Annotated in this window: 14 protein-coding genes; 11 read left to right on the top strand and 3 right to left on the bottom strand. The window is 73.3% G+C overall.

Annotated elements, in window-relative coordinates; translation table 11 throughout:
* Window positions 1-8: 8 nt before the first annotated feature.
* Window positions 9-3,986 carry a HAMP domain-containing protein gene (locus tag IF01_RS0123225; protein ID WP_051756002.1) on the bottom strand — a complete coding sequence of 1,326 codons (3,978 nt, stop codon included), beginning with the start codon at window positions 3,984-3,986 and terminating at the stop codon, window positions 9-11.
* 416 nt (window positions 3,987-4,402) lie between these two features.
* On the opposite strand from IF01_RS0123225, the gene IF01_RS0123220 reads away from it, so the two are divergent.
* From IF01_RS0123220 to IF01_RS0123190, 7 genes are all read left to right on the top strand, one after another.
* Window positions 4,403-4,573: a hypothetical protein gene (locus IF01_RS0123220; RefSeq protein ID WP_030395441.1), complete on the top strand. Its 171-nt coding sequence runs from the start codon at window positions 4,403-4,405 to the stop codon at window positions 4,571-4,573.
* A gap of 227 nt (window positions 4,574-4,800) precedes the next feature.
* A complete protein-coding gene (locus IF01_RS0123215) occupies window positions 4,801-5,385 on the top strand; it encodes a hypothetical protein (RefSeq protein WP_030395440.1) in 585 nt (194 codons plus the stop codon).
* Between the two features lie 54 nt (window positions 5,386-5,439).
* Entirely contained in the window at window positions 5,440-6,252 is an 813-nt protein-coding gene (locus IF01_RS0123210) for a COG4705 family protein (protein WP_037780825.1), read from the top strand.
* A gap of 196 nt (window positions 6,253-6,448) precedes the next feature.
* Window positions 6,449-7,609 (top strand): inorganic phosphate transporter, encoded by a 1,161-nt coding sequence (locus IF01_RS0123205; RefSeq protein WP_233290278.1) that lies wholly within the window; start codon window positions 6,449-6,451, stop codon window positions 7,607-7,609.
* Window positions 7,606-7,878, top strand: coding sequence for a hypothetical protein (locus IF01_RS0123200; RefSeq protein WP_030395437.1), 273 nt, complete (start codon window positions 7,606-7,608; stop codon window positions 7,876-7,878). Before IF01_RS0123205 ends, IF01_RS0123200 begins: the two co-directional genes overlap by 4 nt.
* 103 nt (window positions 7,879-7,981) lie before the next feature.
* The gene (locus tag IF01_RS0123195; protein WP_030395436.1) at window positions 7,982-8,425 is read left to right on the top strand and encodes an SRPBCC family protein; all 444 of its coding nucleotides are present in this window, start codon (window positions 7,982-7,984) and stop codon (window positions 8,423-8,425) included.
* 145 nt (window positions 8,426-8,570) lie between these two features.
* On the top strand, window positions 8,571-9,353 hold the full coding sequence (locus IF01_RS0123190) for an oxidoreductase (RefSeq protein ID WP_030395435.1): 783 nt from the start codon (window positions 8,571-8,573) through the stop codon (window positions 9,351-9,353).
* Between the two features lie 117 nt (window positions 9,354-9,470).
* Here the strand turns inward: IF01_RS0123190 and IF01_RS0123185 are convergent, their stop codons facing one another.
* Window positions 9,471-10,388: a glutaminase gene (locus IF01_RS0123185; RefSeq protein WP_030395434.1), complete on the bottom strand. Its 918-nt coding sequence runs from the start codon at window positions 10,386-10,388 to the stop codon at window positions 9,471-9,473.
* Between the two features lie 458 nt (window positions 10,389-10,846).
* Between IF01_RS0123185 and IF01_RS0123180 the strand changes: the two genes are divergently transcribed.
* Window positions 10,847-12,031, top strand: coding sequence for a cytochrome P450 (locus tag IF01_RS0123180; RefSeq protein ID WP_030395433.1), 1,185 nt, complete (start codon window positions 10,847-10,849; stop codon window positions 12,029-12,031).
* A 211-nt stretch (window positions 12,032-12,242) separates the two neighbouring features.
* Here the strand turns inward: IF01_RS0123180 and IF01_RS0123175 are convergent, their stop codons facing one another.
* The gene (locus IF01_RS0123175; protein WP_051756000.1) at window positions 12,243-14,261 is read right to left on the bottom strand and encodes a S53 family peptidase; all 2,019 of its coding nucleotides are present in this window, start codon (window positions 14,259-14,261) and stop codon (window positions 12,243-12,245) included.
* A 506-nt stretch (window positions 14,262-14,767) separates the two neighbouring features.
* On the opposite strand from IF01_RS0123175, the gene IF01_RS0123170 reads away from it, so the two are divergent.
* The 3 genes from IF01_RS0123170 to cseB all read left to right on the top strand — a co-directional run bounded on the left by IF01_RS0123170 (window position 14,768) and on the right by cseB (window position 17,793).
* The gene (locus IF01_RS0123170) at window positions 14,768-15,823 is read left to right on the top strand and encodes a D-alanyl-D-alanine carboxypeptidase family protein (protein ID WP_244215598.1); all 1,056 of its coding nucleotides are present in this window, start codon (window positions 14,768-14,770) and stop codon (window positions 15,821-15,823) included.
* Window positions 15,824-15,972: 149 nt separating this feature from the next.
* Window positions 15,973-16,860 (top strand): endonuclease/exonuclease/phosphatase family protein, encoded by an 888-nt coding sequence (locus IF01_RS0123165; protein ID WP_445972086.1) that lies wholly within the window; start codon window positions 15,973-15,975, stop codon window positions 16,858-16,860.
* A 156-nt stretch (window positions 16,861-17,016) separates the two neighbouring features.
* Window positions 17,017-17,793 carry a two-component system response regulator CseB gene (gene cseB / locus IF01_RS0123160; protein WP_375340996.1) on the top strand — a complete coding sequence of 259 codons (777 nt, stop codon included), beginning with the start codon at window positions 17,017-17,019 and terminating at the stop codon, window positions 17,791-17,793.

The raw sequence follows: 17,793 nt of genomic DNA, 5'->3' as shown, positions 1-17,793 counted from the left end.
GGTGCGGGTCAGCTCTGTCCGGGGTTCAGTGCCCGGGCGGTGAGCTGGTCCCTGATCCGGCCGATCAGGTCGGCGGCGTCGACCGGTTTGGTGATGTAGTCGCTGGCTCCGGCGGCGAGGCTCTTCTCCCGGTCGCCGAGCATGGCCTTGGCGGTGACGGCGATGATCGGCAGCCGCTCGTGCTCGGGCATCGCGCGGATCGCGGCGGTGGCGGTGTAGCCGTCCATCTCGGGCATCATGACGTCCATCAGGATGACGTCGATCGAGGCGTGGGTGGCCAGGGCGTCCAGTGCGGCGCGCCCGTTCTCGGCCTGCAGCACGTTCATCCCGTGCAGTTCGAGGATCCCGGTGATCGCGTAGAGGTTGCGGTCGTCGTCGTCCACGACCAGCGCGGTGCGGCCGGCGAGGCTCGGGTCGGCGTCGGGGTCCCACGCCGGTGCGGTACGGGCCGTGCGCGGGCGGATGTCCTCGGGCCGTTCGGCGCTCATGTGCAGGGCGACGCGTTCGCGCAGCTCGTCGAGGCTGGAGAGGATCTCCAGGGGCCGGGCCGCGCCGCGGGTGAGCAGGTCGTCGTCGGTGGCGACGACGCGGCTGCGGTGGGCGAGCACGGGGACGGACTGCAGGGCCGGGTCGCCGTCCATGTCCTTCAGCAGGGCGAGCGCGGCGCCGTCGGCCAGGTCGAGGTCGAGGACCAGGCAGTGGCACGGCCCGTCGGCCAGGGTGGCGGCGGCCTCGTGGACGCCGACGGCGGTGATGATCTCCACCTCGCGCCCGTCGGTGCGGGGCAGGTCGGCGAGGGCGTTCTCGGCGACGAGGCCGAGCAGCCCGTTGGCGCGGGCCTCGACGACGAGCAGGCGGCGGGCGGGCAGCGGCGCCGCGGGCCGGTCGGCGAGCGGCGGACCGCCGACGGGCTCGACGGCCGCGGCCGAGGCCGCGGCGGGCTCGGACAGGTCGGGCCGGGTGATGGGCAGGTAGAGGGTGAAGGTGCTGCCCTGGCCGAGGGTGCTCTCGACGGTGATCGCACCGCCCAGCAGGTAGGCGATCTCACGGCTGATCGACAGGCCGAGACCGGTGCCGCCGTACTTGCGGCTGGTGGTGCCGTCGGCCTGCTGGAAGGCGCCGAACACCGTCTCCAGGTGCTGCGGGGCGATGCCGATGCCGGTGTCGGTGACCCGGAAGGCGACCACCGGACCGTCCCGGCGCACGCCGTCGGGCAGCTCCGCCTCGTCGGCGGCCTCGACGCGCAGGTCCACGCCGCCCTGCGTGGTGAACTTGACGGCGTTGGAGAGCAGGTTGCGCAGCACCTGGCGCAGCCGGTAGTCGTCGGTGCGCAGCTCGCCGGGGACGCCGTCGCCGGTGCGCACGGCGAAGGCCAGGCTCTTCTGGCCGGTCATCGGGCGGAACGTCACCTCGACGTACTCGACCAGGGTGGCCAGCGGCACCGTCTCGATGTTGAGGTCCATCTTGCCGGCCTCGACCTTGGACAGGTCGAGGATGTCGTTGATGAGCTGGAGCAGGTCGGAGCCGGCGGAGTGGATGATGCCCGCGTACTCGACCTGCTTGGCGGTGAGGTTCCGGGTGGGGTTCTGGGCGAGCAGCTGGGCGAGGATGAGCAGGCTGTTGAGCGGGGTGCGCAGTTCGTGGCTCATGTTGGCCAGGAACTCCGACTTGTACTTGGAGGCGACGGACAGCTGGTGGGCGCGGTCCTCCAGTTCCTGGCGGGCCTGCTCGATCTCCAGGTTCTTCGCCTCGATGTCGCTCTTCTGCGCCTCCAGCAGCTCCGCCTTCTCCTCCAGCTCGGCGTTGGAGACCTGCAGTTCCTCCTGGCGGGCCTGCAACTCCTCGGAGCGGGCCTGGAGTTCGGCGGTGAGGCGCTGGGACTCGCCGAGCAGCTCGTCGGTGCGGGCGTTGGCGACGATGGTGTTGACGTTGACGCCGATGGTCTCCATCAGCTGGCCGAGGAAGTCGCGGTGCACCGGTGTGAACGGCTGGACGGCCGCGAGTTCGATCACACCGAGGACCTGGTCCTCGACGATGATCGGCAGCACCATCAGGGCCAGCGCGTCGGTGCGGCCCAGGCCGGAGGTGGCGGACAGGTAGCCGGGCGGCAACTGGTCGACCGCGATGGTGCGGCGGCTGCGGGCGGACTGGCCGACGAAGGACTCGCCGAGCCGGAACAGGCCGGGCCGGGAGGAGTCGCTGGGGAAGGCGTAGGAGGCGACCAGGCGCAGCACCGTCCCGTCGTCGGTCTCCTCCGCGAGGTAGAAGGCGCCGCACTGCGCGGAGACCAGCGGGGTCAGCTCGTCCATGATGGACTCGGCGACGACCCCCAGGTCCCGCCGGCCCTGCATCAGCGCGGAGAACCGGGCGAGGTTGGTCTTCAGCCAGTCCTGGTCCTCGTTGGCGCGGGTGGTCTCGCGCAGGGACTCCACCATGAAGTTGATGTTGTCCTTGAGGTCGGCGACCTCGCCGGAGGCGTCCACGGTGATCGAGCGGGTGAGGTCGCCGGCGGTGACGGCGTTGGTGACTTCGGCGATGGCTCGCACCTGGCGGGTGAGGTTCCCGGCGAGTTCGTTGACGTTCTCGGTGAGCCGCTTCCAGGTGCCGGAGACGCCCTCGACCTCCGCCTGGCCGCCGAGCCGCTCGCGGGCGACCCGGGTGACCTCGTCGGCGAACACCGACAGGGTGTCGACCATGGTGTTGATCGCGTCGGCCAGGGCCGCGACCTCGCCCTTGGCCTCGACGGTGATCTTCCGGGAGAGGTCGCCCCGGGCCACGGCGGTCGCCACGTCGGACATCGAGCGGACCTGGCCGGTGAGGTTGGAGGCCATCACATTGACGTTGTCGGTGAGGTCCTTCCACGTCCCGGACACGCCCCGGACGGTGGCCTGGCCGCCCAGGTTGCCCTCGGTGCCGACGTCCCGCGCCACCCGGGTGACCTCGTCGGCGAACGCGGACAGCTGGTCGACCATCGTGTTGATGGTCTCCTTCAGCTCCAGGATCTCGCCGCGGGCGTCCACCCGGATCTTCTGGGTCAGGTCGCCCTGGGCGACCGCGGTGGTCACCGAGGCGATCGAACGGACCTGTGCGGTGAGGTTGTCCGCCATGACGTTGACGGACTCGGTGAGGTCGCGCCAGGTGCCGGAGACGTCCTGCACGTCGGCCTGCCCGCCGAGGCGCCCCTCGGTGCCGACCTCGCGGGCGACCCGGGTGACCTCGCCGGCGAAGGAGCTGAGCTGGTCGACCATGGTGTTGATGGTGTTCTTGAGTTCGAGGATCTCGCCGCGCGCGTTGACGGTGATCTTCTGCGAGAGGTCGCCGTCGGCCACCGCGGTGGCGACCTGGGCGATCGCCCGGACCTGGCCGGTCAGATTGCCGGCCATGAAGTTCACCGAGTCGGTGAGGTCGCGCCACGTCCCCGAGACGCCCTTCACGTCGGCCTGGCCGCCGAGGATGCCCTCGGTGCCGACCTCGCGGGCGACCCGGGTGACCTCGCCGGCGAAACTGCCCAGCTGGTCGACCATGGTGTTGACGGTGTTCTTGAGCTCCAGGATCTCGCCGCGCGCGTCGACGGTGATCTTCTGGGAGAGGTCGCCCTTCGCGACCGCGGTGGCCACCTGGGCGATGTCGCGGACCTGGGTGGTGAGGTTGCCGGCCATCGCGTTGACCGAGTCGGTGAGGTCGGCCCACGTCCCGGAGACGGCGGGCACCTGCGCCTGACCGCCGAGCCGCCCTTCGGTGCCCACTTCGCGGGCCACCCGGGTCACCTCGGAGGTGAAGCGGGACAGCTGGTCGACCATGCCGTTGAACACGGTCGCGATCTCGCCGAGCAGGCCGTCCGCGTCGTCCGGCAGCCTGGTCCCGAAGTCACCGTCGCGCACCGCAGTCAGACCGGCGAGCAGGAGCCGCAGTTCCGGCACCCCGACCTGGGCGGCGGAAGGATTCGCGCTCCCGCGCGAACCGTTGGGCGTTGCTGAGCCAGCCATCGAAACGTCGCCTCTCTAGAGCCCACCCCGGCGCCGGGGCACGGAGGCCGACCGACAACACAGGCACGTACCGCCTCGGAGGCTACCCCAGTCCTTACCGGAACCGGAAAGTCCGGCGGCGGACCGTCGGTGCTCCTCGACAGCGGTGGCCCGCCACTCGCGGGTGCCGGCGGCCGGGGCACCGTCCTCGTTCACACCCGGGCCCGGGGCGCCTTCCGGCTCGTCGACCGGCGCCGGCAGTCGTATGCCCCGCAGCCGCCGCCCGTAACACGCGACGGGGATCCCGGCCCCCGGGAGGCAGGCCCGCGGCGGCGGGTGAGCCGGGTGGTCCGGCTGGTCGGAGCGGTCTGCGCATGATCCGGCGGAACCGGGGCACCCGAGGCCCGAACCATTTTCCAGTGTGAGGAGTCCGCTCCATGCTCGGTCTGATCCTGGTCCTGCTGCTCGTCTTCCTCCTGTTCGGGCTCGGCTTCGCCGTGAAGGTCCTGTGGTGGGTCGGCCTGGTCGTCCTCGCCATCTGGCTCCTCGGCTTCATCGCCCGGGGCACCACCACCGCCGGCAGCCGGGGGCGGTGGTACCGCTGGTAGCCGCCGCACCCCGCAGCGCCCGGTGCCCGTCGGCCACAACGGCCTACGGGCACCGGCGCGTCCGGGTCCTCCGACGACCGATCACCGGGACCGATCACCGGGGCTGATTACCGGATGCTGAAGACGTCCTCAGGTCTTCAGCAACCCTTCAGCCCGCTGTCGCCATGCTGGGCCCCGATCGGCCGGGCACGGTGCCCGGAGACGTCGGTGAGCAGGGGAGATCAGGGGTGAGCACGGTGGACGAGTCCGCGGGTGGGCAGGAGTTCGAGGCGCCGCAGCAGGACCAGGAGCGGAAGCTGAAGCCGAAGCAGGCGTCGACGGGGCGGTGGCGGCCCGGGCGCAGGGCGCGGTGGGGCGGCGCGGTCGCCGTGACGGTCCTGATAGCCGGCGGCGCGGTCGCGGCCGCCGCGCACCACGGCTTCGAGGAGCACGAGGACCGGGCCTCCGCCCACGCCGACGGCCGTGGCCACGGCCACACCCGGGCGGACCGCGCGGACGGTCACGACGGCGGGCACGACGGCGGGCACGACGGCGGTCACGAGGGCGGCAGGAACGACAGCGACCGGCGCGCCGACGACGCCGGACCGCACCTGGCACCCGCGCCGCTGCCGTCGCTGGACGCGGCGGACGCCGTGGTCAAGGCGTCCTCCGCGGTGCCCGGCGGCAAGGTCGAGTCCCTGCACCCGGTGTCCGCCACTGGCGGCGGCCGGGCCTGGCAGGCGGTGGTCCTCGGCCCGGACGGCGTCCGGCACGCGGTCACCGTCGACGGCACCACCTTCGCGATCACCGCCAACACCGTCACCGGTGGCTGACGCCCCGTCACCCGGCGGCGCGGGACGGCCGCGCCGGGAAGGGAGCGCTCCGCTGTGAGCGACACCACGACGCACGCCGGCGCACCCGGGCTCCGGACCCGGCTCCCGAACGTCCCGGCGGCCGCGGGACCGAGCAAGGTGCCCGCGGTGACCGCCGTGTTCTGGGCGGTGAAGGTCCTCACCACCGGCATGGGCGAGACCACCTCCGACTACCTCGCCCGTACCCTCGGCCCCGTCCCGGCCGTGGCCGGCGCCGCCGTGCTGCTCGCGGCGGCGCTGGCCGCCCAGGCCAGGGCGGACCGCTACCGGCCCGCCGTCTACTGGGCGGCGGTGGTGATGGTCAGCGTCTTCGGCACCATGGCGGCCGACGTCGCCCACCTGGCCCTCGGCGTCCCGTACGCCCTCTCGGCCACCGCGTTCGCCCTCGCGCTCGCCGCGGTCTTCGGACTGTGGCACCGCCTGGAGGGCACCCTCGCCGTGGACACCGTCCGCGGCGGGCGCCGCGAGGTCCTCTACTGGGCGGCGGTGATGGCGACCTTCGCCCTCGGTACCGCCGTCGGCGACCTGACCGCGGCGACCCTCGGTTGGGGCTGTCTGCCCTCGGGCCTGCTGTTCGCCGCCCTGATCGCGGTACCGGCACTCGGCCACCGGGTACTGCGCCTGCCGCCGGTCCTCGCGTTCTGGTGGGCCTATGTGCTCACCCGCCCGCTCGGCGCCTGCTTCGCCGACTGGGCCGGTGTCGGCCGGGAGCGCGGCGGCCTCGGCCTCGGCACCGGCCCGGTCAGCCTGGTACTCGCCGCCGTGATCGCCGCGGCCGTCCTGTGGCTCGCCACCGGCTCCCGCCGCCCGGCCCGCGCGAACGCCTGACCGGCCGCGCCCGTCCGCCCCGGTCGGGCGGGCACCTTCCCCGGAGCGCCCGCCCGACCGGTCCCCACGCCGTTCCGCACCCGCCCCGCCCGGGAGGCGTGTGGTGTTGGGCCGATGGGATGGCGGACCCCGGCTGTTCGGTGTGCCGCGTCGTCGCGGGAGCGGTCCCGGCGGTGCGCGGGCTAGGTTCTGCTGCGTGACCGGAAACGACGCGGTCCTGGCGTTGATGGTCATCACAGCGCTGGGTTTCGACTTCACCAACGGCTTCCACGACACCGGCAACGCCATGGCGACCTCGATCGTCACCGGGGCCCTGCCGCCACGCGTCGCGGTCGCGGTCTCGGCGGTGCTGAACCTGGTCGGCGCCTTCCTGTCGACCGCCGTGGCGGCGACCATCGCCAACGGCCTGGTCTCCAGCGGCGCGGTGACCCTGACCGTGGTCTGCGCCGGCCTGACCGGCAGCATCCTGTGGAACCTGACCACCTGGTACCTCGGGATCCCCTCCAGTTCCTCGCACGCGCTGATCGGCGGGGTGATCGGGGCGACGGTGGCGGCGGCCGGCACCTCGGCCGTCAAGTGGCAGGGCCTGGTCTCCAAGGTGATCGTCCCGGCGGCACTGTCGCCGTTCATCGCGGGCGGGGTCGCCGTGGTCGGCACCCTGCTGGTCCGCCGCATCACCCGGGAGGTGTCCGAACGCCCGCGCGAGCACGGGTTCCGGCTGGGCCAGATCGGCTCGGCCTCCATGGTGTCGCTCGCCCACGGCACCAACGACGCGCAGAAGACCATGGGCGTCATCACCCTCGCCCTGATCGCCAACGGGAACCTGGCGGCCGGGGCGCAGGCCCCGGACTGGGTGATCCTCTCCTGCGCGCTGGCGATCGCCCTGGGCACCTACGCCGGCGGCTGGCGGGTGATCCGCGCCCTGGGCAAGGGACTGGTGGAGATCGCACCGGCCCAGGGGATGGCCGCCGAGTCGGCCTCGGCGGCCGTGATCCTCTGCTCCACCGACTTCGGCTACTCGCTCTCCACCACGCACGTGGCCACCGGATCGATCCTGGGCTCCGGCGTCGGGTGGAAGGGCGCCGAGGTGCGCTGGCAGCTCGCCCGCCGGATGGTGACGGCCTGGCTGTTCACCCTGCCGGCCGCCGCACTGGTCGGCGCGCTGGCCTACTGGACCGCGAACGGGATCGGCGGGACGGCCGGCGTGGTGGTGGTGTTCGTGGTGCTGGTGCTGGCATCGGTCGCCTTCTTCGTCGCCTCCCGCTACCCGGCCGTGACACCCGAGAACGTCAACGCCGAGTGGACGGGATCGGTCGCGCCGGCGCCCGTCGTGGCGAAGGACGGGGCGGTCTCGTGAACTCCTGGATCAACCTGGACGCGCTGTGGAAGATCGTCGTGGTGGGTCTGCTCACCGGCGCCGGCCTGCCCGCGCTGTTCGCCCTCGGCCTGCGCCTGCTCAACCCGCCCGGCCCGGTCGCCCCGCCCGGCCCGTCCGGTCCCACCGGCGAACCGGCCACCTACCGCCCCACCGCCGGGCCGGTCGGCTACGCCCTGGCGGTCCTGAGCTTCGCGGTGGTCCTCGCCTCGATCGGCTGGGGCATCTCCGTCATCGTCGGCCACAGCTGAGAGCCGGGGGTCGGGAGGCGCGGGCCGGGAGCCGGGAGGCGCGGGGCAGGACTCTCTGGAATCCTGGCAGTGAGGCGCTTGCCGTACACGCCGAGGAGCCGACATGTCGGGACAGTTCGAGACGAGCGTAGAGGTGGACCGCCCGGTGGAGGAGGTCTTCGCCTATCTCGCCGACGGCCGCCACGACCCCGAGTTCAGTCCCCGGGTGCTGGAGATCGCGAAGACCCCGGACGGCCCGACCGCCGTCGGGACGGTCTTCCGCAGCACCGTGAAGGACGCCGGGATGAAGACCTCCCGCCGGTTCCGCATCACCGGCCTGGAGGCTCCGCACACGGTCCGCTGGAGCGAGGAGAGCAAGAACCTGATCACCGCCGAGGGCGGCTACGACCTGAAGGCGCTGCCGGACGGCCGTACCCGGGTCCGGATCTTCAACACGCTGGAGGGCCACGGACTCGGCAAGGTCCTGGCCGGCCCGGCGCTCCACGCGGCCCGCAAGGACGCCCCCGACTTCGGTCGCCGGATCAAGGCCGCGATCGAGGGGTCCTGACCTCGGCGGTGCGACCCGCCGCCCTCGGCGGTGCCGATGCCCGGCGCCGGTGGTGGGCCGACGGCCGGGCAGCCGGTCGAACCGCGTTCCGGCGCGGTACCGGCGGGCCGCGGCCCGCTCCGCCGCAGCAGCCGAGGAGACTCCGATGGACCTTCATCTCGAGGGCAAGGTCGCCGTCGTCACAGGGGCCAGCAAGGGGATCGGTCTCGCCGTGACGCGGGCACTCGCCGCCGAGGGTGTGCACGTGGTCGCCGTGGCGCGGAGCACCACGGGAGCACTGACGGACCTCGCGCCGCAGGTGCATCCGGTGTCGGCCGACCTCACCACCGCGGACGGCCCCGCCTCCGCGGTCGAGGAGGCGGTCTCCGTGTTCGGTGGACTGGACATTCTCGTCAACAACGTCGGCGCGGTACGCCCGCGTCCGGCCGGCTTCCTGTCCGTCACCGACGACGACTGGATCCAGGGGCTGACGATCAACCTCCTCGCCGCCGTCCGCACCACCCGAGCGGCCCTGCCCCACCTGATCGAACGCGGCAACGCGTCGATCGTGACCGTGAGTTCGGTCAACGCGTTCCTGCCGGACCCGACGATCATCGAGTACTGCGCGGCCAAGGCGGCGCTCACCAACTTCTGCAAGGCCCTGTCCAAGGAGGTCGGTCCGCGCGGGGTGCGGGTCAACACGGTCAGTCCCGGGCCGGTGTCCACATCACTGTGGCTCGGCGACGACGGCGTCGCCGCGACGGTCGCGAAGGCGACCGGCGGGGACCCGGAGGACATCGCCCGGACCGCGGCCGCGCAGTCCGCGACCGGCCGGTTCAGCCTCCCGCAGGAGGTCGCCGACCTCGTCGTACTGCTGGCCGGGGACCGGACCGGCAATGTCACCGGGAGCGACTTCGTCATCGACGGCGGCCTCGTCCAGACGACCTGAGCCCCCGTCGGGCCGCGAGCCTCCGTCGGGCCGCGAGGATCCGGCAGGTCCGAGGCATCCGGGTTCGGCCCGGATGCGTCCGGTGCGCTCCGGGCCGCCGGGTGGGTGCGCCGCCGGTCAGAAGATGGACCAGCCGGTGAGGGTGGTGAGGGTGTCGAGCGCGGTGATGCCCGCGATCGAGTTGCCGTGGCTGTCGAGGGCCGGCCCCCAGGTGCAGAGCGTTCCGCGTCCGGGGATGACGGCGAGGATGCCCCCGCCGATGCCGCTCTTGGCGGGCAGGCCGACGCGGTGGGCGAACTCGCCGGCGGCGTCGTAGGTGCCGCCGATCAGCATGACGGCGTTGATGCGCTTGGCTTCGCTGCGGGTGAGCAGCCGGGTGCCGTCGGCCCGCAGGCCGTGCCGGGCGAGGAATCCCGCGGCGAGGGCGAGGTCCTGGCAGCTCATGGTGAGAGCGCACTGCCAGAAGTAGTGGTCGAGGACGTCCGGGACGGGGTTGTCGAGGCGGCCGTGGTCGGCCAGCAGGTGGGCGAGGGCCGCGTTGCGGTGCCCGTGGTGGCTCTCGCTCCAGGCGACCTGGGCGTCGAAGTCGATGTGGGGGTTGCCGCTCTCGGTGCGGAGGAACTCGCGCAGGGTGCCCCGGGAGTCCCCGGTGAGGGTGAGCAGCCGGTCGGTGATCACCAGCGCGCCGGCGTTGACGAAGGGGTTGCGCGGGATCGCGTTCTCACGTTCCAGCTGGGCGAGGGAGTTGAAGGGCGACCCGGAGGGCTCCTTCCCCACCCGGGCCCACAGCGAGTCGCCGTCGGCGGCCAGCACCAGGGCGAGGGTGAACACCTTGGAGATGGACTGGATGGAGAACGGGACCTGCCAGTCCCCGGTGCCGCGCGGCGGTTTGCGGGTGGCGGTGTCCACGACGGCGAGGCCGAACCGGTGGGGGTCGACGGCGGCGAGGGCCGGGATGTACTGGGCGACGGTTCCCTCGGCCAGGACGGGGTGGACGGCGTCGTCGATGCGTTCGAACAGGTTCTTGTAGTCCATGCCGGTCCCCCTCCGCGGGCAGGACGCCGTTGTCCGGCCCGGAATTCAGCATGCGCCGGGGCGCTCGCGGGGGGAAGAGTGCGATGGCGGATCCCCTCGCCCGGACCCCCAACACCCCCGTTCCTGCGGCGCCCCCTCGGACGGCTTGTGCAGCGGCGCGCCGTCCAGCAGGACCGGCCGCCGCACCCCGGCCGCCGCACCCCGGCGGCCTCGGCCCGGGCCGAGGCCGGCTGTCGGTGGTGGGGGCCGCCCCCACAGTCCGCACCACATGGGGGATTCCAGGGCTTGGACATGCTCGCCGGGGCGTACCGCCGGCAGGGGGCGGCTCCGGCGGGGCGCGGGCGTGCGGGGGACGGTTCCGTGCCCCCGTGTGCTGCACGGGACCGGGGTCGGTGTGCGCGGCGGCGCGAGTGCCTGGGTATCGGGAAGGCGGTACCGGCCGGTCCAGGGGAGGGCCCATGAGTGAGCAGGACGCACCGCCGATCTCGATCTTCTACCGCCGGGACGGGCTCGACCCGGGTCCGGCGCTGGGGGAGGCCCAGCGCGAGGACCCGGTGCGGCGGGTGAGGGACTTCTGGCTGCACCGGACCGGTGAGTACTGGCTCGTCACCCGGCACGCCGACGTGCGGCGGGTGCTGGCCGACCAGGAGACCTTCGCGATGTACGACGCGCAGCGCGCGCCGATCCTGCCGAACGAGCTCCTCAACATGGACCCGCCGGAGCACACCCGGCTGCGCCGCGTCCTGACGCCGGAGTTCACCGGGAAGCGGATCCGCGCCCTGGAGCCGATGATCCGCGCCCGGACCGGCGAGCTGATCGACGCCATGGAGGCGCGCGGCCCCGCGGCGGACCTGATGGCGGACTTCGCCCTGCCGCTGCCGCTCGGGGTGATCTGCGCGCTGCTCGGCGTTCCCGATCCCGACCAGGGGGAGTTCCACCGCTGGTCGCGGACCACGCTGGACCTCGGGCTGCCGATGGAGGAGCGGCTCGCGGCCGGCCGGGAGTCGCACGCCTACACGGCCGCGCTGGTGGCGGAGAAGCGGCGCAGCCCGGACGACGGAATGATCGGCATGCTCGTGCGGGAGCACGGCGACGCGGTGTCGGACGCTGAACTGGTCGGTGTCTGCGAGCTGTTGCTGCTCGCCGGGCACGTCACGGTGTCCAACACGATCGGCCTGGCCGTGCTCGCCCTGCTGGCGCGCCCGGAACAGGCCGCCCGGTTGCGCGAGGCCGACGAGGCGGATCCGGTGATCGACGGCGCCGTGGAGGAGCTGCTGCGGTACCTGTCCGTGTCCAGCACCGCGCTGGCCCGGACCGCGCGGTACGACACCGAGATCGGCGGTGTGCCGATCAAGGCCGGTGACCAGGTCGTCTGCCAACTGCCGGTGGCCAACCGCGACCCGGAGCTCGGCGCCGGGACGGACCGCCTCGACATCGGGCGCAAACCCCTGTCGCACCTGGCCTTCGGGCACGGCCCGCACCACTGCCTGGGCGCGCCGCTGGCCCGCGCCGAGCTGCGGATCGCGCTGCCCGCGCTGCTGCGGCGGCTGCCCGGTCTTGCGCTCGCGTGTCCCGCCGAGGAGGTGTCCTACCGGGTGAACAACGAGGTCTACGGTCTCCACGCACTGCCGGTCACCTGGTGACCGGTGACGTCGACCGGCTCGTTCTGCGGCCTGCTCCCGGTCGGGCAGGCCGCAGAACGATCTTACCGACCTGCCGTGAGATGTACCGGCTGGACGATGCCAGGAACGAGCTGAGGGCCGTGGCCGTGGCCGAGGCGGTACCGGCGGTCCGGAACGGCGGTGGGTGCTTCCCGTGTGCGGCGGGCCGGGAGCGGGTCCGCCGTGGCGATTGTCAGCCGGTGGTGCGGTGTTCGGGGCTCTGGCCGTCGGGCGGGCAGTCCCAGGAGGTGAGGTACTCGGCGGTGGGGGTGCCGACGCCGGTGACGTTGTCGTAGCCGCGGTCGGCGATGAGGGAGGTGTCGTGGCCCATGGTGCGCAGCGAGGTGGTGGTGCCGTCGTCGGCGTTGACGCTGTTGGTGTAGTCGACGCGGACCTGGGCGAGTTCGGTGCCGGGGCCGAAGGGGTGGTCGGTGACGTCGTGGTAGGCGCCGGTGCCGTAGCGGTGGTAGATGGCGGGGTTGGCGAAGCCGATCGGGGAGCCCTTGGCCTGCTGGGCCAGGGCCTGGAGGGCGGCGATGACGGGGCAGGCCAGGCTGGTGCCGCCGATGCGGTACTCGCCGTAGCGGACGGTGCCGTCGGGGAAGGTCTGGCTCTGGCCGACGAGGAAGCCGGTGTTGGAGTCGGCGACGGCGGCGATGTCGGGGACGACCCGGTGGCGGCCGCCGTTGGCCCCGGACAGTGCGGGCGGGACGACGTCGCGCTGGTAGTGCGGCTGCGGGAAGCGGGCGCTGGTGCCTCCGCCGGCGCCGCCGGTGAAGCCGCCCGGCAGGTCCGTCCAGGACGTGCCGTCGGCCGACAGGACGGACTTCAGCGTGCCCCAGCCCGTTTCGAAGCGGTACCCGTTCGAGGCGTCCAGTGCGAGCGAGGTGCCGCCGACCGCCGTGACCCAGGGCAGGGAGGCGGGCATGTCGGTCTGCTTGGTGCCGGTGTTCTCCAACTGGTCGCCGTCGTCGCCGCTGGAGAAGTAGAAGCCGATGCCGGTGACGGCGCCGCGCTTGAACAGGTGCTGGTAGACGCGGTCGAAGGCCGGGTCGGAGGCGTTCTCGGGCTCGCCCCAGGAGTTGGAGACGATGTCGCCGAGGTGCTGGTCGACGACGCGGTCCAGGGCGTCGACGAGGTCCTGGTCGTAGCAGGAGGCGGCGCCGACGTAGGAGATGTCCGCGTCGGGCGCGACGGCGTGCACCGCTTCGATGTCGAGGGTCTGCTCGCCGTACCAGCCGGAGGCGTCGCAGCCGCCCGGGTCGACGTCCGGCGGGGCGGTGTGCGTCCACACCGCCGGGTCGTAGCGCAGCAGTTGGTTCTTGCCGTAGGGGGCGTCACCGTGCTCGGCGGCGTAGCGCGCGGTGTCGTCGCCGATGGTGGGCGAGTCGTAGGCGTCCACGACGGCGACGGTCGCGCCGCGGCCGGTGAGCCCGGTCGCGGCCGCGCCGTAGGCGGTGCGCAGCTGGGCGCCGTTGAAGCCCTGGATCACGTACGGCCGGACCTCGCCGTACGCCGGGGGCGTGCCGGTGGCCGGTGTCGAGCCGAAGTGGTCGGAGAACGGCGGGGAGTTGACGAAGGCGTTGCCGGGGCCGGGCAGGATGTCCCTGGGCGTCGGCCGGCCGGGCCTGACCCTGCTGGGGGCGGTGTTGAGCCCGGTGACGCTGAGCACGTCGTGCGCGAGGTGCGCGGGTACGGTGACGTCCCCCGCGGGCGCCCGGTAGGTCCGCTCGTCCTTGCGGTAGGTGTGCAGCTCGGTGCCGAAGGCCCGCTCCGCGTCGGCGACGGCGCCGTCGGCGGTGAGGTAGTGGCCGTTGGAGGCGGTCACCCGCAGCCCGGACGAGTCCAGCCAGCCGCGTACCTTGGTGCTCTGCTCCTCGCTGCTGCCGAACCGTTCCGCCAGCTGTTCCGGGCTGAGGAAGTGCCCGTACTGCTCGGAGGCGGGGTCGGAGACCTGCCGGGCGAGGTCGTCCAGGCCGTTGTGGTCGCGACCGGTGAGGTAGACCCGCACCGTGACCGGTGCGTCGGCGCGCTCCCTGCCCTGGTCGGCGGTGGACCGGGCCCAGTCCGGTGCCGTGTCCGGCACCACCGCCCGGTCCCGCGGCGCGGGAGTGTCCGCCGCTGCCGGGGCGACGGACAGGGCGGCTGCCACCAGGGGCAGTACGGCCGCGGCGGCCAGACCTGCTCTCGAACGCGACGACGGGATGCGCATGCAGCAGCAACCTTCCTGCCGGGGGAGTGGGGACGAGTGGCCGGAGCGGGGCCCGACGAGTGCTGACGCGGGGACATCGGACACATCCCGGCGACAGGGCCCGACCTTAGGGCTGTCCCACCTCGTGTCCCGTGCACATCTCGTTGACGCACCGTCGGCTTCACCCACCCAGCGGCTGGACCCGTCCCGGTCGCAGCCGCCACCCGGGCGGCGAGGTCGGCGAGCGCCCGGTCGGACGCTGCCGCCGTGGTCTCTCCGTGGGCGGTGACCGTGAGGGTGCGGCTGCCGCGGTAGCGCGCGAGAGGCGGTCGCGCGCCGCGAGGCCTCTGTCCCGGCGTTCCGCGTCACCGGTGGTACGTGATTGATACATGACCGCGTGCTTGCGGAAGCCGGGTGACGACCGGCTCGAAGCAGCCGTCCCGGAGTCTGTGGACACACCCCGGGTGGCGTCCGTGCCACCGGGGCTCCGTGTTCCTCTGCTCCGGGAGGCAGCTGCCGTGTCCGCCGTGACGAAATGCGAAGACGACGATCCCCGTACCGTGCCGGGTCGGCGCCCGGTCCCCCGCCGCGGGGTGTTGTGGCTGCTGGCCGCGGTGCTGGTCGCGGGCGCCGGCGGTGGCGTGGCGGCGAACCTGCCCGAGGGGCCCGCGGCCGGCGGCGCCGGGAAAGGAGGCGTCCGGGTCGAGGGGCCGCCGACGCTGCCGGCTCCTGCGTCCGTCGTCGAGCTCGGTCTGCCGTGGCCGGAGGAGGGGCAGTCGGCAGTCGCCGTGACGAAGGTCGGCGTCCTGGGGGTGAACGGGCCGCAGCAGCCGGTGCCGATCGCGAGTGTCACCAAGGTGATGACGGCGTACGTCGTGCTGCGGGACCACCCGCTCCGGGACGGCGAGGACGGACCGACGATCACGGTGGACGCGCAGGCGGCGGCCGAGTCGGCGTCGACCAGCGAGTCGACGGCTCCCGTGGTCGAGGGCCAGCGGCTCACCCAGCGCAAGCTGCTGGAGGTGATGCTGCTCCCGTCCGCGAACAACGTGGCCCGGCTGCTGGCCCGTTGGGACGCGGGCAGCGAGGAGGCGTTCGTGCAGCGGATGAACACGGAGGCGGCCCGGCTGGGGATGCCGGCGACGACCTACACCGGGGCCAGCGGGATCGAACCCACGACCGTGTCCACGGCCGCCGACCAGCTGGTGCTGGCCCGCGAGGCGATGAAGGACCCTGCGCTGCGTGCCACCGTGGCTCTGCGCAGCACCGTGCTGCCGGGCCGCGCGGCGCCGTTGCGCAACACCAACACGCTGCTCGACCGTCCCGGGGTGGTGGGGCTGAAGACCGGTTCGAGCACACCGGCGGGCGGCAACCTGATGTGGGCCCTGGAGGTGCCGGAGGGCGGGGCCGGGACGGGACGGCGGCTCGTGCTCGGTGTGGTGCTGGGCCAGCGCGCCGGTACGACGCCCACCGAGGGCATGCGGGCGGCGTTGGAGAACAGCGGTCGGCTCGTCGACGCGTTGCGGGACAGGCTGCCGCAGGTCCTGCCGACCCTCGACGGCGGTCGTCGGGAGTGGGCGTGAACGCGGACCCGGGCACGGTCCCGCCGCCCCCTGTCGTGGTCCCTGTCCCCGTTCCGACCCCCGTCGCGCACCGTCCGGCCCGCCGCGGCACGGGACGGCGAGGCACGGGGCGGCGAGGGCGGTACGGGCCGCGCGGTTGGCCGGTCGCCGTGGCCGCACTGCTCTGCACCGCCCCGATGGCCCTGAGCTCCTACCTGCCGAACGCCGTCGGCAACCTCGGCAGCCTCTGCCAGACGGTGCTGCCCTGGTCGGGCCTGGGCGTCCTGCTGCTGCTGTGCTGCGCGGCGGTGCGCCGTTCGGTCCTGGCGACGGTCGCCGTGCTGGTCCCCGCCCTGGTGTGGACCGTCCTGTTCGGGCCCGCTCTCGTCGACAAGAGGTCCGGCGGCGGCGACCTCACGGTGGTGAGCCACAACGTGAACGAGCAGAACGCTGATCCTGGCCGCACCGCCCGCGCGCTGGCGGCCTCGGGCGCCGACGTCCTCGCGGTGGAGGAGCTGGCGAGCCGGGCGCAGGAGACGTTCCGCCGCGAGCTGGCGGCAGCCTACCCCTACTCCCAGGTCTTGGGAGGTGTCGGGGTGTGGAGCAGATACCCCCTGGAGGAGGTGGAGCCGGTGGAGATCATGCCCTGGACCAGGGCGCTGCGCGCCACGGTCCGGACGCCTAAGGGGCCGGTGGCGCTCTACGCGGCGCACCTCGCCTCCGTCCGGGTCCACCCGGCCACCGGCTTCGCCACGGCCCGCCGCAACGAGGCGGCGGCCAGGCTGGCCGAGGCCGTCCGGGCGGAGCGGCTCGCACGGATCGTGGTCCTGGGGGACTTCAACGGTTCGGTCGACGACTCCGCGCTGCGCGGGCTCACGGGGTCGCTGCGGTCGGCGCAACGGGAGGCCGGCGACGGCTTCGGATTCACCTGGCCCGCCTCGTTCCCGGTGGTCCGGATCGACCAGATCCTGGTGTCCGGCATCACACCGCGTGCGGCGTGGACACTGCCCGCGACCGGCAGCGACCACCTGCCGGTCGCGGCGTCCCTGCGGCTCTGACCGGCCCGTGCGCCACCGTCGGGCCCGTCTTCGAACCCGCGCCTACGGCACCGGGCCCGCCGCAGCCCCGCCGCCCGTACGGCTACGATCGACTACCCGCGGGCCCGGACGAGTGCAGCTCCCCGGGCGAACACATTCGGAGAACCCTTGTCCGCCATTCGTGTGCCTGAACCGGTCGGCGTGCTGCTCGTCGAGGACGACGCGGTCATCCGCCGCTCGGTGCAGCTGGCCCTGGAACGCTACGGCTACGAGGTCGACGTCACCGGGGACGGGCTCGACGGCCTGGAGGCGTTCCGGGCCGGGGCGCACGACGTGCTGATCCTGGACGTGATGCTCCCGGGCCTCGACGGCATCAGCCTGTGCCGACGGATCCGCGAGGAGAGCCTCACCCCTGTGCTGATGATGTCCGCCCGGGGCGACGCCCTCGACGTCGTGGCCGGGCTGGAGGCCGGCGCCGACGACTACGTGGTCAAACCGGTGGACATCCCCGTCCTCGTCGCCCGCATCCGCTCCCTGCTGCGCCGCGCCACCTTCCACCGGGCTCCCGCCCCGGAGCCCGCCCCGGACGGACGGGCCACGGACGTGTCGGACCTGCCGACCGGACCGGCCGCGTCCCCGGAGTCGCCGACGGCCCCCTCCTCACCGGACCTCCTCGTCTTCGGCGGCCTGACCGTCGACCTGCGCGGCCTGGAGGTGCACCTGGACGGGCGGCCGGTCCCGCTGACGCCCACCGAACTGCGCCTGCTGCTGGCCTTCGCCGAGAACCCGGGCGCGGTCCTGGACCGCCGCCGTCTGCTGCGCGACGTCTGGGACTACGGCTGGGAGGGCGACACCCGGGTCGTCGACCTGTGCGTGGTGCGGCTGCGCAAGAAGATCGGGGCGGACCGGATCGAGACCGTCCGGGGCTTCGGCTACAAACTCGTGCGGGGCTGA

It is taken from the genome of Kitasatospora purpeofusca (genome assembly GCF_000718025.1).
In the GTDB taxonomy this organism is placed as follows: Bacteria; Actinomycetota; Actinomycetes; order Streptomycetales; family Streptomycetaceae; genus Kitasatospora; species Kitasatospora purpeofusca.
The sequence above is the reverse complement of the archived record's forward strand: the minus strand, read 5'-3'. Positions and strand labels throughout refer to the sequence as shown.

What these genes read in the sequence shown, in the direction of transcription:
- IF01_RS0123225 (WP_051756002.1), bottom strand. Translation starts at nt 3,986, where the DNA reads ATGGCTGGCTCAGCAACGCCCAACGGTTCGCGCGGGAGCGCGAATCCT.
- IF01_RS0123220 (WP_030395441.1), top strand. Translation starts at nt 4,403, where the DNA reads ATGCTCGGTCTGATCCTGGTCCTGCTGCTCGTCTTCCTCCTGTTCGGG.
- IF01_RS0123195 (WP_030395436.1), top strand. Translation starts at nt 7,982, where the DNA reads ATGTCGGGACAGTTCGAGACGAGCGTAGAGGTGGACCGCCCGGTGGAG.
- IF01_RS0123190 (WP_030395435.1), top strand. Translation starts at nt 8,571, where the DNA reads ATGGACCTTCATCTCGAGGGCAAGGTCGCCGTCGTCACAGGGGCCAGC.
- IF01_RS0123185 (WP_030395434.1), bottom strand. Translation starts at nt 10,388, where the DNA reads ATGGACTACAAGAACCTGTTCGAACGCATCGACGACGCCGTCCACCCC.
- IF01_RS0123180 (WP_030395433.1), top strand. Translation starts at nt 10,847, where the DNA reads ATGAGTGAGCAGGACGCACCGCCGATCTCGATCTTCTACCGCCGGGAC.
- IF01_RS0123175 (WP_051756000.1), bottom strand. Translation starts at nt 14,261, where the DNA reads ATGCGCATCCCGTCGTCGCGTTCGAGAGCAGGTCTGGCCGCCGCGGCC.